The organism is Paenibacillus sp. EKM10P, from assembly GCF_011800655.1.
Taxonomy (GTDB): domain Bacteria; phylum Bacillota; class Bacilli; order Paenibacillales; family Paenibacillaceae; genus Paenibacillus; species Paenibacillus polymyxa.
In genome coordinates, this window is sequence record NZ_JAALET010000006.1 from 1 (window position 1) to 15,379 (window position 15,379).

14 protein-coding genes are annotated in these 15,379 nt (G+C 47.2%); 3 read left to right on the top strand and 11 right to left on the bottom strand.

The window, feature by feature from the left end:
- Nucleotides 1–456: 456 nt before the first annotated feature.
- From HFE01_RS15840 to HFE01_RS15890, 11 genes are all read right to left on the bottom strand, one after another.
- Nucleotides 457–2,067: an FAD-dependent oxidoreductase gene (locus HFE01_RS15840; protein ID WP_167438549.1), complete on the bottom strand. Its 1,611-nt coding sequence runs from the start codon at nucleotides 2,065–2,067 to the stop codon at nucleotides 457–459.
- A 25-nt stretch (nucleotides 2,068–2,092) separates the two neighbouring features.
- The gene (locus tag HFE01_RS15845) at nucleotides 2,093–3,034 is read right to left on the bottom strand and encodes an ROK family protein (RefSeq protein WP_107734488.1); all 942 of its coding nucleotides are present in this window, start codon (nucleotides 3,032–3,034) and stop codon (nucleotides 2,093–2,095) included.
- 115 nt (nucleotides 3,035–3,149) lie between these two features.
- On the bottom strand, nucleotides 3,150–3,989 hold the full coding sequence (locus HFE01_RS15850; RefSeq protein ID WP_107734487.1) for a MurR/RpiR family transcriptional regulator: 840 nt from the start codon (nucleotides 3,987–3,989) through the stop codon (nucleotides 3,150–3,152).
- On the bottom strand, nucleotides 3,967–4,686 hold the full coding sequence (locus HFE01_RS15855) for an N-acetylmannosamine-6-phosphate 2-epimerase (protein WP_107734486.1): 720 nt from the start codon (nucleotides 4,684–4,686) through the stop codon (nucleotides 3,967–3,969). Before HFE01_RS15855 ends, HFE01_RS15850 begins: the two co-directional genes overlap by 23 nt.
- Nucleotides 4,687–4,691: 5 nt before the next feature.
- Nucleotides 4,692–6,233 carry a DUF4127 family protein gene (locus tag HFE01_RS15860; protein WP_107734485.1) on the bottom strand — a complete coding sequence of 514 codons (1,542 nt, stop codon included), beginning with the start codon at nucleotides 6,231–6,233 and terminating at the stop codon, nucleotides 4,692–4,694.
- A gap of 95 nt (nucleotides 6,234–6,328) precedes the next feature.
- Nucleotides 6,329–8,155, bottom strand: a complete 1,827-nt coding sequence (locus HFE01_RS15865) for a protein O-GlcNAcase (RefSeq protein ID WP_107734484.1) — start codon at nucleotides 8,153–8,155, stop codon at nucleotides 6,329–6,331.
- A 50-nt stretch (nucleotides 8,156–8,205) separates the two neighbouring features.
- Nucleotides 8,206–9,096, bottom strand: coding sequence for a carbohydrate ABC transporter permease (locus HFE01_RS15870; protein ID WP_016820246.1), 891 nt, complete (start codon nucleotides 9,094–9,096; stop codon nucleotides 8,206–8,208).
- Nucleotides 9,096–9,977: a carbohydrate ABC transporter permease gene (locus HFE01_RS15875; protein ID WP_016820245.1), complete on the bottom strand. Its 882-nt coding sequence runs from the start codon at nucleotides 9,975–9,977 to the stop codon at nucleotides 9,096–9,098. Before HFE01_RS15875 ends, HFE01_RS15870 begins: the two co-directional genes overlap by 1 nt.
- Nucleotides 9,978–10,041: 64 nt before the next feature.
- Nucleotides 10,042–11,316 carry an ABC transporter substrate-binding protein gene (locus HFE01_RS15880; RefSeq protein WP_107734483.1) on the bottom strand — a complete coding sequence of 425 codons (1,275 nt, stop codon included), beginning with the start codon at nucleotides 11,314–11,316 and terminating at the stop codon, nucleotides 10,042–10,044.
- Nucleotides 11,317–11,500: 184 nt separating this feature from the next.
- Entirely contained in the window at nucleotides 11,501–12,064 is a 564-nt protein-coding gene (locus HFE01_RS15885; RefSeq protein WP_017425709.1) for a DUF420 domain-containing protein, read from the bottom strand.
- A gap of 291 nt (nucleotides 12,065–12,355) precedes the next feature.
- On the bottom strand, nucleotides 12,356–12,631 hold the full coding sequence (locus HFE01_RS15890; protein ID WP_013369011.1) for a GNAT family N-acetyltransferase: 276 nt from the start codon (nucleotides 12,629–12,631) through the stop codon (nucleotides 12,356–12,358).
- Nucleotides 12,632–12,823: 192 nt separating this feature from the next.
- On the opposite strand from HFE01_RS15890, the gene HFE01_RS15895 reads away from it, so the two are divergent.
- From HFE01_RS15895 to HFE01_RS15905, 3 genes are all read left to right on the top strand, one after another.
- A complete protein-coding gene (locus HFE01_RS15895) occupies nucleotides 12,824–13,786 on the top strand; it encodes an ATP-dependent DNA ligase (protein WP_019685886.1) in 963 nt (320 codons plus the stop codon).
- Nucleotides 13,787–13,896: 110 nt separating this feature from the next.
- Nucleotides 13,897–14,448, top strand: coding sequence for a MarR family winged helix-turn-helix transcriptional regulator (locus tag HFE01_RS15900; RefSeq protein WP_016820242.1), 552 nt, complete (start codon nucleotides 13,897–13,899; stop codon nucleotides 14,446–14,448).
- The gene (locus tag HFE01_RS15905) at nucleotides 14,433–15,356 is read left to right on the top strand and encodes an alpha/beta hydrolase (protein ID WP_107734482.1); all 924 of its coding nucleotides are present in this window, start codon (nucleotides 14,433–14,435) and stop codon (nucleotides 15,354–15,356) included. Before HFE01_RS15900 ends, HFE01_RS15905 begins: the two co-directional genes overlap by 16 nt.
- Nucleotides 15,357–15,379: the final 23 nt, after the last annotated feature.

A 15,379-nucleotide genomic window follows, 5' to 3' on the forward strand; every position in this document is an offset into this window, starting at 1 on the left:
AACTCTCCATTAAAGACGTTACAAAGTAACGTCAACCTGTTTCATCTTCATCCACTCCAATGAGAAGAACCGAAGATGAAACAATATAGAAAGAGCGATTAGCTCATTTTGAAACTGACGAGATAAAATATCTCTTTGTTTGATTTCGCGAACAAAATCAGTTTACTCACTCGTTGTTCAGTTTTCAAAGATCAAATTCTTTTTCACTGCGTTTTTCAGCAGCTATAAGATCATATCATGTTCATTCCAAAATTGCAAGGGTTATTTTTTTCTTTTTTTTCGAAGATCATTTCACCCTGCTTATTCTCTTTTGAAACGGCTGTTTTGTTGTCAGCCCAAATAATATATCACATATCCAAGCAACTTAGCAAGCACTTTCTTCATTTTTTTATTTTATGAATAAATCCACTCATTTTCTGCTACGTTAAATCAGTCAAGGGGCTAGCTGCCCCCTCACTAGCTGGTGACTCCCTCTGGTTCGAACACCTCTGCTGGCCAGTGCAGCTCCACACCTTGGCGAAGAAGAATATTTTGAAAACGTCCAAGATGTTCTTCTGACCGACTCACTTCAAAAGGATATACTCCGTTGGAGACACAGTAAGCCGCCAAGCTTCCCGACGCTTCTCCTATATTCCATTCTGTAGGATGCAGCCGGTAGCAACCATTGGCTATTTGAGTCATCCCTATATTTTTGCAAGCAGGAAGTAAATTACGAACTCTCACAGGAATCAGTGAACCCAATGGAATTTCATAAGGATAGTTAGGGATATAAAAGGTTCGCTGAGATACCGTAGTCGGATGAAGATCTAAATGATAGCTGCCCACACCTACACTGTCTGAATACCGTTTGGGTCCCTCCTTACCCCGAAGCTCACGACTTACATCAAACTCTGAGATCGTATACCTGGCCTTAATCCTACGCGACTCGCGAATATAAGCCGTTTTAGCCAGCCCGTCAGAAGTCCCAAGAAAATCACCCCTTGGTCGAATTCCTGGATAGCCGAAACCTCCATCTAAGCGGGGAGCTTCAGTTTGAAGCCAATATATTAATGAACGGGTCAACTCACGCGCTCCTTCGCGATGTTTTGCCTGCTCCTGAGCGGTGACGCCGATCAATGGTCCTAGGTAATAATCATTTTGCGCCCAGTTTAAAAGAGTAACCTCGCCATCGTTTAGCGGTTCGCTCCATATGGAGGGATCTACGATACGACGATAATCCCATAAGGATACAATACCCTGATCGTTAGGGAATAATGTGAACTGTTTTAGCTTACTGGTATCATCTGCATCTGTAGCAAACCAGCTCAAAATCGGAAAACGGGAAAATGACGGGATATAATTTCTCCAGAAATCGTATTGCTGCGGTCGCTCTATAATGAAGCTTTCCTGGGGGATATAGTCTACAGCAGCCACATGTGTGATAGATTGCATATCAAGAGGATTAGCACACTCCAGTGCGTGAGGCTCCCCCGTTGCAGCCCGTGCCTCCGCTCCACTCGTATGCTCCACACCCGCCATGGGAAGGAGATCACCACACTCTGTGGCATCCAGATAAAACGTTCCATGCAGCACTCTGAGGCCACTCTTATGATCAGGGTTATGCGAGGTACGGACGGTAACAGAAGTAATACAATCTCCATCTGTTTGAGCAGCAATAGGCACGGTGTGATAATATACACGAACGCGTCCCGTATTTAAATAAGGAGCAAGCATATCCTCAAGCACCTGTAGAGCTACCCGTGGTTCATGGGCCAGACGACTTACCCAGCCGTTCCCAGGATTAAGAATCGGATCATTGTAGGCTTCTTCGGTTAACGGATAGTTCTGACGGTAATACTCGCGTACACGATTACGGAACTGACGATATGTTGCTGTGCAACCAAACTGTTCGATCCATCGGTGCTCATCTGGGGGAACAGCCTGTGAAGTTAATTGCCCTCCCAGCCAGTCCGTCTCCTCTGTCATGATGACTCTCATACCAGCTTTCGCCGCCGCAAGGGCTGCCGATGTCCCTCCCAGACCTCCGCCAATCACAACAACATCGGCATCAAGCCGTTTTTGCGTCATGGTTCGTTCCCCTTTCATTTTTGTACTAAGATTTCATCACTTCAAAAGCTAGTCTAGCAGCGCCTATGAATCCAGCGCGATTGCCCAACATTGCCCGACTTACTTCTGTTTGAACTCCCAGTTGGTACAAATGCTTTTCGAGCAAGGGCCACCATACCTCTCCCGCATCCGCTACTCCTCCCCCAACAATGATCAACTCAGGATCGAGGGTCACCGAAATATTAGCCAGAAGCACAGCCAAATCTGCCGTGTAGTCATCCAGCGCCTGAATTGTCTTCAGATTGCCGTGAGCGGCCTCTGTCACAATCTCGTTCCCCGAACGGTACAATTTTCCGGTGTATTCACTGCCTCGACGTAACAGGGCACTACCTGATACGTATTGCTCGGCACATCCCTTTTTCCCGCAATTACAAGGGTGACCTCCGGGAAATAAAATACTGTGCCCCCAATCGCCGCCGCTCCAGTGAGCCCCTCTACACAAGAGACCATTTTCCATATACGCGCCTCCGACCCCTGTTCCCAAGGTGAGCATGACCAAGCGCTGTTTGCCCTTCCCGGCCCCCTGCCACGCTTCTCCAAGTAACGCAGCGTTCGCATCATTATCAGTAACCGCACGTAGAGCCAACTTTTCTTTAGCCCACTCCACCAAGGATGTCCCCTGCCAGCCAGGCAGGTTATCTGTGGCGTACACAACTTCACCGCTCTCCACGTTCACTCTGCCAGCAGTAGCAATACCTAAAGCGCCTATACCTATAGGGGTACTCACACTGGTATCTCCAAATGAACGCATCAGTCCGAATACAGCCTCAGACACACGCGACAACACCCATTCACGCCCACGTGTGGCATCTGTATCCATTCGAATTTCATCAAGTACCGATCCATCCCGCGCCACTATGGCGGCCTTTACGGAAGTTCCTCCAATGTCGATCCCAATGACTTTGTTCAATGCAACTGCCACCACCATATCCTCCTTGTTCCCCACATAAAAGCTTACGAGCTCTTAGCACAAACCTTCTATAGATAGAAAAATATGATGAACTGTCGGAGCGTGCCCTATTCCAATCCGCAATCGCAGAATTTCAATAACTTCGTTCAATCACCGCTCTCGCTGTTTTTTCCTTCATCTGTTTGGTGTGACTTGTGTGCTTGCGAGCAAGTCCTTCGCAGATGAGATCAATCACGAATAGCTGCGAGATTTTGGCGCCGATTGAACCGCCTTCTATCGGAGCTTCCTTCCCTGCGGTCAGTAAAACAATATCTGCAATGGAGGTAATAGGTGATTTTGCATAATTCGTAATTGCGATAACTGTTGCTCCGTTCTGCTTGGCCTTGTGCAGCATGTCGTTAGTATCCAGTGTACTTCCTGATACACTGATGCCAATAGCGACATCACCATGACTCATGGACACGGCCATCATAGACTGAATATGTCCGTCTGCCACAGCCTCGGCGCGCCGCCCAATCCGCAAGAATCGGTTTTTAGCATCCTGTGCGGAAATTCCCGATGCACCTACACCGAAAAATTGAACATAACCCGCTTGATCGAGACACGCTATCGCACGACTAAGCTCCGAACGGTCCAAGAGCCCCATGCTGGAGTGCAAAATATCGAGCATATTGTGATACACCGTGCGGGTAATATCATGTTCGTGATCTGGGTCGATGTTCTCCTCGCTCATATCGGTTTTTCGATAAGTCTGGTTTTGTGCCAGCGACAGTCGGAAATCCTGATACCCTTTAAAACCAATTTTCCGACAAAAACGCATAACCGTCGTTTCGCCTGTACCTGCAAAGTCAGCCAGCTCCGTCACGGAGAAATATATGATGTCAGCGGGGCACTCCAGTACGCACAAAGCGACTTTTTGCTCCGATTTCGTTAATGAAGGATAATACGTGTTAATTCGGTCGTTCATCTCCATAGATGCATTTCACTGCCTTCCTTGCGGCATCGGCAAACCGCTGCGTAATCAATTGGGGTCTAGTAATCGCCGAGCCTACAACCACTGCATGTGCACCCAGCCGAAATGCTTCCTCTACTTGTGCCGGATCATGGATTCTGCCCTCTGCAATGACAGGAACAGGAACCAGCTCTGACGCTCTCCGCACCAATTCCAGATCCGGACCATCTATCTGAGTAGAATATGACGTATAACCGGATAACGTCGTGGACACGCAGCCTACACCAAGGGAAGCCGCATGAAGCGCCTCCTCCAGTGTCGATATATCCGCCATGGAAGTGACTCCGTGCTCATGAGCGTAATCTATGAGTTGCTTCAGCTTGCCCCCCTCTGGGCGCGGTCGTAATGTGGCATCCAGCGCAATGATATCCGCACCTGCCTCCACCAGTTCCTCCATTTCACGGAGGGTAGGCGTAATGTAAACATCAGAATCATCATAATCCCGTTTAATCAAACCAATGACTGGTAGAGGGATCGCCTGTTTAATCGCACGTACATCCGATGCACCATTGGCACGAATCGCTACAGCTCCACCCTCCTGTGCAGCACGCGCCATTTTGACCATAAAATCTGCTCCATGCAACGGTTCGCCAGGTAGCGCCTGACAGGAAACGATCAGTCCATGACGAACCTTGGATAATATAGCTTCCATCTCCATAGCAATCACTCCCTCCCCTCGTCATAATGCCGTACAGTCAATCCAACTTCAAAGGTACGGTTCCACGGCATGTAGCAATCTGTAATTTCCACGCGACCTTCTGGTCCGTTCACATATTCATCGAGTGCCTGTTCCAGCCGTCCGCGAATGACCGCAGCTACCGATCCTCTAGAGCCATCGAGCATAAACTTGTTAAAACCCATCTGCTCCACAATTCCATTATTCATAGCTGTACGTACTACAGCGCAATAACAGGCATCCTCAGCGTAGCGTAGCCCCAGAAAATCCTGGTGCTCCTCCGTAGGACCATAGCGGACATAAAGCATGGACTGGGCAATGACGGTACCGAGCGTATTAGAACTGGTATTCCAGCCTGCATAGCCTGCCAGCTTAAAAAGCAGTCCTTTTTGCTTCAATAGTCTAAGCAGCTTGAGATCGGCGCCGTTGGCGTAAGCTACATCAGCAATTGCAATATGTTTATCGGCATCATGCTGCATATGAGCACCGTACTCCACCAGTTCTACCAGATTCCGATGTACATCATATCCGGCCATCGCATGCTGCTGGGATGAAGCTTCTGCCATCGTGTCACCAGGTGTGTTGGCCAGCAAAATCAAATCAGCCTCCGCTGCTGAGGAAGCAATCAGCCCACCTGCCGCTATAATCTGATACTTTAACGTTTCGTAAAAATAACGATCCTCAAAAAGCGGGACTACGAACGCCCCCTGCAAAGCAGACAATCGAGGATATACCAGTGGAACTACATGATTCGTCCGATTCACCCAACGAGCTAGCAACGTACAACCCACTTCGTCTGCCCCCGGATACATGTATACTTTCAAATCCAGCCCAAGCTCGGAAATACGACTTCTTAGTCGCTGTTGATCCTTGGCGGTATAGCCGTAGGGAGCCGAATCATCCTGTGGAATGATCAGAAAATCAATCACGCCTTCTGCTACCAGTTCCAGTGCTACTTGATTAGCTTCCAAATTCACACGGCGACGCCCTAGATAATCGTCCAAAATCTCTATAGGCAAACGCTCGTCGATGTCCGCTAATTCCAGCAACTCTTCTGCGGTAGCGATCGCTAGCTCCTGACGATGCTCAATGAAGCCTTTTCTAAATATTTCACGACCCCAATCAGCATAGTAGTCTGGTTCCTCATCAGCCAAAGAGTATTGCGGACAACGCATAATCAATTGAAAGGCATACAAAGTCAGTTGCGGGTATAGCTGCTTCAACCTGCGAAGACGATTAGCCCTGTCCCTGACCTGCTCACTCGACATTCCGTGTAGCCGGGAGGGTACGATTCCCCCGTACAGCAGCGTATCCATCGCAATAATCGCTCCATCAGCAGTCGCCGCACGTTCTTCGAGCCACGTCCATAGCCTGGTCGTATCGCCAGGGATTTTCTTTTGTCCCATCCATTCTAATGGAGGGCGCTCCATTTCAAGGTCTGTGCCCTGTGCTAGTAAGTAAGGAAATTGATAATTGCAGGGCCGCTCATCCAGCGGTACAAAAAGTAATCGGGTATTTGGCTTCACCATACGCTCCACCTCTCCTGGAAATTACCGTTATTCTAACGGCAAATGGTAATTTTCAAGGCAGCTATGCTGTCTTGTTTCTTAACCATCACCACTTCTCACAAGATCAGTCGATATTTGCCTTGTTCATCCTGATCGACATAGCCCCACTGCACGGCGGCACGGATCGCTGGATTGCTCCCCAGTCGAGTCTCTGCTTCTAGGCAAGCCGTGATACCGCGTCGTAGTTCGTCCACGTCCTCGTCCGTCAGTGGCGGCGGCTTTTGTCCGCCAGTTGCTTCGCTCTGCATGAGGTTTCCTAGCGACTGCACATCGTTCTGGCGCTCGTTGCCTAGCGCAGCTTGGCGCAGCACATGCCACAGGTCCACATCCAACTTGGCACGTTCCAGCCAAGGCGTAGCCTGTGCCACGAAGCCTGCCGCCGCATCATTGGCAGATATATTCTGTAGGACGCTCACAACGTGAAGCAGCCGCTCGAAGTAGATATCCAGCGCAGGGATATCGCGCATTTGCAAGGCAAGGTCCACGTCCTCATACGTGTTGCCGCCCAGTCGGCTGTTCTTGTTTTGGCGACAGAAAAACATCAGTTCATCTGCATGCTCCCCCGCTAACTCCCGCACAGCCCATTCCCATGACAGCCCCGGCATATAACGCTCACTGTTCCACATATAGTGGGACATCGTAATAAGCGTCACCTTGGAGCACTCCCATTGGTTCATTGGGTTGGCCACCATGCCGGTATGTCCGCAAGCTGGAAGCCCGGAATACCGTCCGCGCAGCGGATCGAGGAATAACCGATCATGGTCACAATCATTCACCGGGATGTTATCCCATAACCACAGCTCATGCCCATAGAATGCATGGTTATCGGCAGCATGCTGGCGACCAATCTGTGGAGCAAATACAAAGTATCCCGTCCAGAATACCTTAATATCTGGATGCAATCGCTCCCGGAAATCCTTTTTGTATTCGGTATCCCAATAGGACCAATATTCCGATGGACAGACTGTCAGCGTAAATTCAGGCAGCCGCTCAGCCAACCATGTATGAACCTTGTTCGTCAAGAAGACATGAGCGTGACCCGAACGGCCCAGCAAATGCCGATTTTCCCCTTTAAGGACGTAATCAATATCATCCATTAATACAGAAAAATGACGTACGCCTATCGTTATCATGGCTGCCAGCTTCTCCGTCAATTTGAGAAAATCTTCAGCGCTACCAAAGTTCAGGTCATTCCCTGGACTAATACAATAGTGAAAATCAATCTCGTGCCGTTCACAGGCTTCCTTTAATTCGCGGATTTGGGCAAACATCTCCTCGGGGTACGGTTCCCTCCATAGCTCGCGATGATAGGGATCGTCCTTGGGAGCGTACATAAACGTGTTCATCCGATGCGCAGCCATAAAATGAACGGCATCCAGCCGATCCGTGAAACTCCACGGTTTCCCGTAGAAGCCTTCAATGATTCCTCTGACCGGAAAGGAGGGCTCATCCCGAATAGACATCACCGGTAGCGTACATCGTTCCTGTTCTACTTGAAGCAGGAGATGCAGGGCATCCATGCCGTATTTGAGCCCTCTTTTATTGGATGCATGGATTTCAATTCTCCCTTCCTTCTGAATGTCCAAACGATATCCATCGGCAGTAAGCGTTCCGTCATATTCGAGCATCAACTGCACGCTTCCCCTTGTTTCAGTCGGAACACCGGGCCCCGGAGGTGCAATGAGTCGGATCGGTCCCTCGGGGTCAAGCACACCTTCATACTCCTGATTCATTGCAAAGCGAGAGGACAGTTCACAGATCAGGTTCGGTTCAGCGATAACCAGTTTGTCCCCACTGTCATACACATCACGAAAATAATATTGAACCTCCTGTGGTATTAGCCCTACCTCCGAATTAGGTCTCATTCTTTTGGACAGTTCCATCGCAATCGTCTCCTTCCATTTACGGGCTCTCCGTAGCCGAGACTTCTGAATTATCCTTTCACCGCTCCCGCCAAGCCTTCCATATAATAGCGCTGCGTGAACAGGAACAATATAATGATCGGCAATACCGAAATCATTGTGCCTGCAGCAATCCAGCCAAAATTATAGGCAAACTGACCATTGAGATACGTAAGTGCAGCTGCCAGCGGGTATAGCTCCGTATCGTTTAGAATAACGATAGGCCACAGGAAGCTGTTCCAGAACGACATGGCCTCCAACAGAGAAATCACAGCAAGCGCCGGCTTGACCAGTGGAAGCACCAGCTGCCACCAAATTCGAAACTCCGAAGCGCCATCCATTTTACCTGAATCACGCACATCGGCGGGGATATGAATAAACGTCTGCCGCATTAGAAAAATGTTGAACACAGAGACTGCCCCGGGCAACACCACACCCATATATGTATTGCCCAGATGAAGCCCTTGAATGGTCAGATAATGCACAATAAATGCCGTGTAAGAAGGAATAATCATTGTAGCAATCAGCAGCGTAAACACCACATTTTTACCCTTAAAGCGAAACACAGCCAAGGGATACCCCGTCAAACTGGCCAGTACCACATTGAGCACAACGCCCAACACCGTAATGATGACCGTATTTAGCATATATTTAGGAAAATCCATGAACTGCCACACCTGAACATAGTTGTTGAAATCAATAAAGGTCGGGAAAATCGCAGGCGGCGTTGAAAAAATATTACGGCCTGGCATGAGGGATACACTAAGCAGCCATAGAAACGGTCCCATCAAAAAGAGGGCTAGCAGCACTAAAAGCACATACATTACCGTCATTCTGATTACTCGACCAAGACTACGCATGATGCGACTGCTTTCTTTTTTAGGAAGAGACGAGCGTAGCATTTTATCATTCTGTAGATTTATCAATAGGGATTGACACCGCCTTTCCTATTGAATCGGAATACAATAATACTAAGTACCGCAATCATTGCACCGACAATTAAGCCAAGTGCCGAAGCGTACCCAAAATTAAACTGCTCCATCCCCTTTTGAAAAATATACAAGCTGGATGTCAACGTGGCCGTTCCCGGTCCACCCTTGGTTAACACATATACCTCATCAAATACGCGAATAGCTGACATGAGCGATATGAGGGTACAAAACAGAACGTATGGCTTCAGCAGCGGAAGTGTAATATGAACAATCAGACGCCATCGACTGGCTCCATCCACCCTAGCGGCTTCGTACAGATCTTGAGGAATGTTTTGTAATCCTGCCAGATAGAGCATCATATAATACCCGAGTCCCTTCCACATCGTGATGAACATCAGTACATACAAGGCTAAATTGCTGTCCGATAACCAGTGTATGTCTTTGCTAATCAAACCGACTTGTATAAGCAAATAGTTCACTACGCTGTTATTGCCCAACAGCCAGCTCCAAATTAAGGCCACAGCTACCATCGAAGTCACAACAGGGATGTAGTAGGTCGTACGAAATATTTTAATTCCGGGGATACGACTGTTCACCAGCACAGCCATCAGGATAGAGAATATTTGAAGAAAGGGAACAATGAGCACGTACAACAATGAGTTCCAAATCGAAATAAGAAAGTTACGGTCCTTAAACGCTGCTTCAAAATTATCCAGGCCGACAAAATGGGTATCTGATATGACAGAGTAGTCCGTCAATGCCAGCGGAATGCTGTAAATAATAGGCCAAAATACAAAGACGGCAAGCAATAACAGTCCCGGCGTCATAAAGGCCCAGGCCGTAAAGGACTCCGACCTCAACCATTTGATCATGCTGCATCACCACCTGATTTTGATAAATGAACAGGGGAGTATTCGCATTACTCCCCTGTCATACCTATTGCTTTAAAATATCATTCACTTCCTGCTCCAAGGCAGTAAGCGTCTCCTTCGTATTACTTCCGTTCAATAAAATATTTTGCAAGGCTCGCGCGATCGCGCTGTTCACATCCTTGGCATTAGGCACACCGACCATATAATCTGTCGCCTTATCCAAGCTTTGTGCAGATACTACCTTGGCTTGTGCCTCTAATGATTGGTCAGACTGAGTAAAATACGGGTCTTTAATCGATTCTTTCGTGGAAGGTAGTGTATTGGCCTCTTTAGAAAATGCCGTTTGACTCTCTGCATTTGTTAAGAAAACAGCAAATTTCACCGCCTCGTCTATATGTGCAGACTTGGTAGGTACGACCAGGTCCATAGAGTTGGAAAGCCGCAAATCAGCTTTGCCGGTTGGGACGGGAACAGCAATCGTATTTTTATATACGTCCGGCGCTGCCGTTTTGATAAAATTAATGAACGTTGGGCCAGCCAGCTCGAAGGCAACCTGCTCTCCGGCATAATATTTCACTTGCTGTGAGAAGTCAGCATCTTCCTTGAGCACGACACCATCTTCCATCTGTTTTTTTAGATTATCAATCATGGTGACTGCGTCTGGTGTGTTGAATGCAGCTGCTGTCTTTTCTTTATTTAAGATAGGAATACCGTCAACCGCAAAAAGCTTGGATACAAGCTGCTGAGCATAGCCGGCCTTACCGATTTTTCTATTGATTTGGCGGCCCCATTCTGACAATTCCTCCCGTGTTTTGGGCGGATGGGCAGGGTCCAATCCAGCAGCTTTAACTAGCTTTGTATTCATGTAAAGCACTTCCGTGCCTGTATACCAGGGTAGTGCATAAGCTTTACCGTTAATAACAGTCGAATTATAAATACCTTCGAAATAAGCAGCCTTTTCCTCAGGCGACAAGTGTTCATTCATATCAACAACAGCGCCCTTAGAGCCCATTTGGCTAGCAAATTCCGTATTGAGATTAACTACATCCGGACTGCTGTTGCTAGCGATACTCGTCAACAACTTATTGGTCACTGCATCATACGGGTAATCCTTCCAATCAATTTTGACATTAGGGTTCTTCTGCTCATAATCGGCAATGACCCGATTAAAATACGGAGTAAATGTAGGTTGTAGCGCAATGGTCCAAAATTGGAGTGTCACTTTCCCTCCGTCTACCTTTCCCGGCTTTGAGCCTCCGCCACCGCAGCCGCTCAGCAGTACAACCAGCGCCAGCATAGATACAAGCAACCGTAACCTGCCTTTCGCTTTCTTTGTCACATGGTGACCCCCTTGTTCTTAGTTAATTAAGGTAAATTATAACAGAAATACCGTTATAGAAGGAACATTTTTTCAATAAAATAAATTTAGAAGGAATAATTTTTCTTTTATTGGATACAAAAAAGACGCCTCTTCAATAGAGACGCCATGTTTGCCAAATCAACCCGCAGAGGATTCATATCTATTAATAATATGGAGCCATGAAAACGTACACCAAAACTCCAGTCAAGCTCACATATAGCCAAATAGGCATCGTCCAACGGGCAATTTTACGATGTTTTGCTACCTGCATCGTCCATCCCCATACAACTGTGAATAGCGCCAGCGGTACGATAATCGCCGCGAGTATACTATGCGAAATCAACAGCGTAAAGTAAATCGGCCGAAGGATACCCACACCGCCATATTTTGCAGTTTCCGGTGAAATGTAATGGAAAGTCAGATAGGAAAACAAAAACAAAACGGTACTGGCGAAGGCCAGCAGAATAAAGGTTTTATGCACCTTAATGTTTTTCTTGAAAATCGCAACCAATGCAGCCACCAAGAAAATAAATGTGAAGCTGTTAAAAATCGCATTCAACCTTGGGAAAATAGTGAGATCAAAACTAACACTCCCCTGGTATCCGATCGGCGAAAAGAACAGCAGCAAAATAATCACATTGGCTATAATGGAAACGGTGATAATCAAGGCTGTAAAATTACGATTGCTCGTTGGAACGTACTGCTTGTCCTCACTCGCTTTATTCATCATGAGCGTCTCCTTCGTTTAAATTCAGGTTTTCGTTATTTTTGCGGTCATAACCATAATATATTATATAGAACTCATAGTTAGCCTGTGAAGTGACAACAGTATGAACAATTTCACAGCCATTCTCCAGAAAATATGCTTCATCGATTTGGGAACCACTCTTACTTCCCAATATCAACGGTAGAATGCATTCATTTTACAAGCTTTATGCACACAAAAAACACCGGGAAGGGATCGTTCCCCACTCCGGTGTTGTGTCGGCTATGCAATAACGCGCCTTGATAGCAATATTCATTGCTGCCAGACGTCGCTGTATTCCTGATGGCGCTTGAACAGAGCCAACGCATACGAGCAAGCCGGGATCACCTTTTTATGCTGTTCCCTCGCCATAGCAACAACTTTGTCGATGAGCTCCTTGCCAATTTTTTGACCCCGTAACTGCTCGGATACAAATGTATGGTCAATGACCAGAGAGTGGTCATCTACGGATTTATAACCTACTTCTGCAACTACCTGTCCATCATCCACCATGACTACTGCATGGTCCTCCTCGCGAATTTGTCTCATGAGACCAATCCCCCTTCTGACTAAAGAAATGCCGTAACGACTCCATGCGAACGAACGCTGCATTCACTTGATACCCACGCTAGATATCCTTATCATTCCCCTATTTAGGGGATAGCGAAACATCACATACATAAAAAAAGAACTATCGTCGACACTATATTTATTCCAATTAAGGTAAAGGGAGGTGCTGTATTGGGTACGGAAATGAAACCTGTCATCCCGTTTGAACCAGAACTGAGTGAAAAAGTCCCTATAGATGCAGGCCCTTGGCGTTACGAAATAAAATGGGACGGTACAAGAATTTTAACGTATCACGACCAGGGCAACACGCGTCTGTTCAATCGTAAGCAGCATGAACGAACGCTGTTGTACCCGGAGCTTGCTCGCTTCTCCTCCTACTGTAGGGCAGATTCAGTCATACTGGACGGAGAGATGATCGCACTTGGTGCCGACGGTAAACCGTCGTTCCATGAAATTATGCGCCGGGATCTGATTCGCCGAACGGAGCGAATTCAGGCAGCCTATGAAGCCGTACCCGCTACTTACATGTTGTTTGACATTGTATATCTAAATGGGGAATGGGTTCATCGCAAACCGTTACAGGAAAGACTTGAACTGCTGCATCAGATCATCATACCGAATGAACGGATCCAACTGGCTCCTGCTCATCCTGATGGACAGGCTCTTTTTCAGGTTATGTGCAGCCAAGGAATGGAAGGTATTGTGTGCAAAAAACTGGATAGTCCCTACACATTGGGCGGACAGGACAGACGATGGGTCAAGGTCAAAAATTATGGCGATATCATTGCCGTTATCGGTGGCTATACCCTGAACGGAGGTGTGATCAACGCTGTATTGCTGGGCCAGTATGATAAGCAAGGAATGCTGCGCTATATCGGGCACGTAGGTACAGGTAAGCTGACTCGTGGAGATTGGCGTCAGCTTACCGAGCGCCTGATGCCACATACTCTATCGGAGCGACCTTTTATTAACAAACCGGATCGGCATCAAGACGCATTTTGGGTGAAGCCCATGTTTACCGCCAAAATTCAATATAGTGAGTGGCGGTGGCAAGAAGGACGTACCTTGCGTCAGCCATCCATCCAAGCTCTTGTGGATCAAGGTATTGAACAGTGCATCGGACCCTGGAAGTGACGTTTTGCCGATACTTTTTCAAAAAATGCAGAACAAAGTTTGTATAAATCATTGCAACCAGTGGTTAATTAAATTACAGTTAACTAATTAACTACATCGAGGTGGATCGCATGTTCTTTTTTTTGGACTCCGAAATTCGTCAACTGGCCTATAACCTATTTCCAGGTGGCAATAAACCGATTGGTGTTTTGGTAGATTTATTTTCTATAACATACGAAATAAGAAAAAATATGGAAAAACGCTCACGTGAGTTTGGTCTCTCCTATGGGCAATATATTGCACTTTGTGTACTTTCTGCGCAAAGAGATGAAATGTCATCTCCTTCAGCGTTAGCTGAAAAGATGGGTGTCAGCCGGGCAGCCATCAGTTCTATGGTCATTTCTCTTGAGCAAGAAGGATTCATAAATAAATACGACGATCCCAATGACAAGCGGGGAGTTTTTGTTTCTCTGAATGATAAAGGAAGAAGTAAAATCCAGCAGATGGACCCTTTTTTCATAGGGCTGGCTTCACGTCTGATGTCAGACTTTACTGAATCGGAACTCTGCCAGTTTCAGACCTATTTGTCACGCGTACGAGATGCTTTTGAAGATGTTAAAGGTTCGCGTCTAACCACCCCTAGCGCCCTCAGAGAGGAGAAAGACAAATGGTGCGAAGACTGAGACAAAATCTGTTCGTCAAACTTGCCCGCAGATCGGCTGGTCGAATGATAACAGCATCCGATTTTAAGCCTTCGCATGCTCCCAAAGTACATCGGACTGAGAGAATGGTCCCCACCTCTGTAGGTGATTCCAGGGTAATTGTATATGAACCTTCCCTCCGGTCTGCTGATCCACTCCCTATATTCGTCAATTTTCATGGTAGCGGATTCATAATGGGCAGCGCTGAAATGGATGACCCCTGGTGCCCGGTCATTGCCGAACGAGCGAATTGTGTCGTCGTTAATGTCGATTATCGCTTGGCCCCGGAGCATAAATTCCCTATTCCGCTACAGGAAAGTTATGATGTGACCCAATGGGTGTACAAGCATCCTGACGTACTAAACATCGATCCCCAACGCATTGCGGTCGGCGGACATAGTGCAGGAGGTAATCTTGCAGCAGCGCTGTGTCTTATGGCCCGGGATCGCAAAGAATTCCCAATTGTGTATCAGGTGCTGGATTACCCATCACTGGATATTGCTACAGATCCCAAGCTGAAGCCCCAATTTGAGAAGGCGATCCCACCTCGCGTGGCAAAAATCTTCAATGAAAGCTATTTGCGCTCGCCAGATGAGGCACGAAATCCGTTGGTTTCTCCTATTTATGCAGAATCGCTGCATGATCTTCCTCCTGCGCTGATCATAACGGCCGAGCTAGACTCCTTGGCTGAGGAAGCTGAGCTGTACGCCAAGCGGCTGATTGAAGCGGATGTGCCCGTAACATATAAGAAATATATGGGCGCCGCACATGCTTTTACTCATAGCGGGGATCTCGCTGTAGCTGAAAGTGCCTGGCACCTGATGAGCGATCAGTTGAAGTTAGCATTTGAATTTCGTATCGAGGACACTCTGGCAGAGCTGAAGAAATAAAAATAAAAATAAAAATAAGCCTC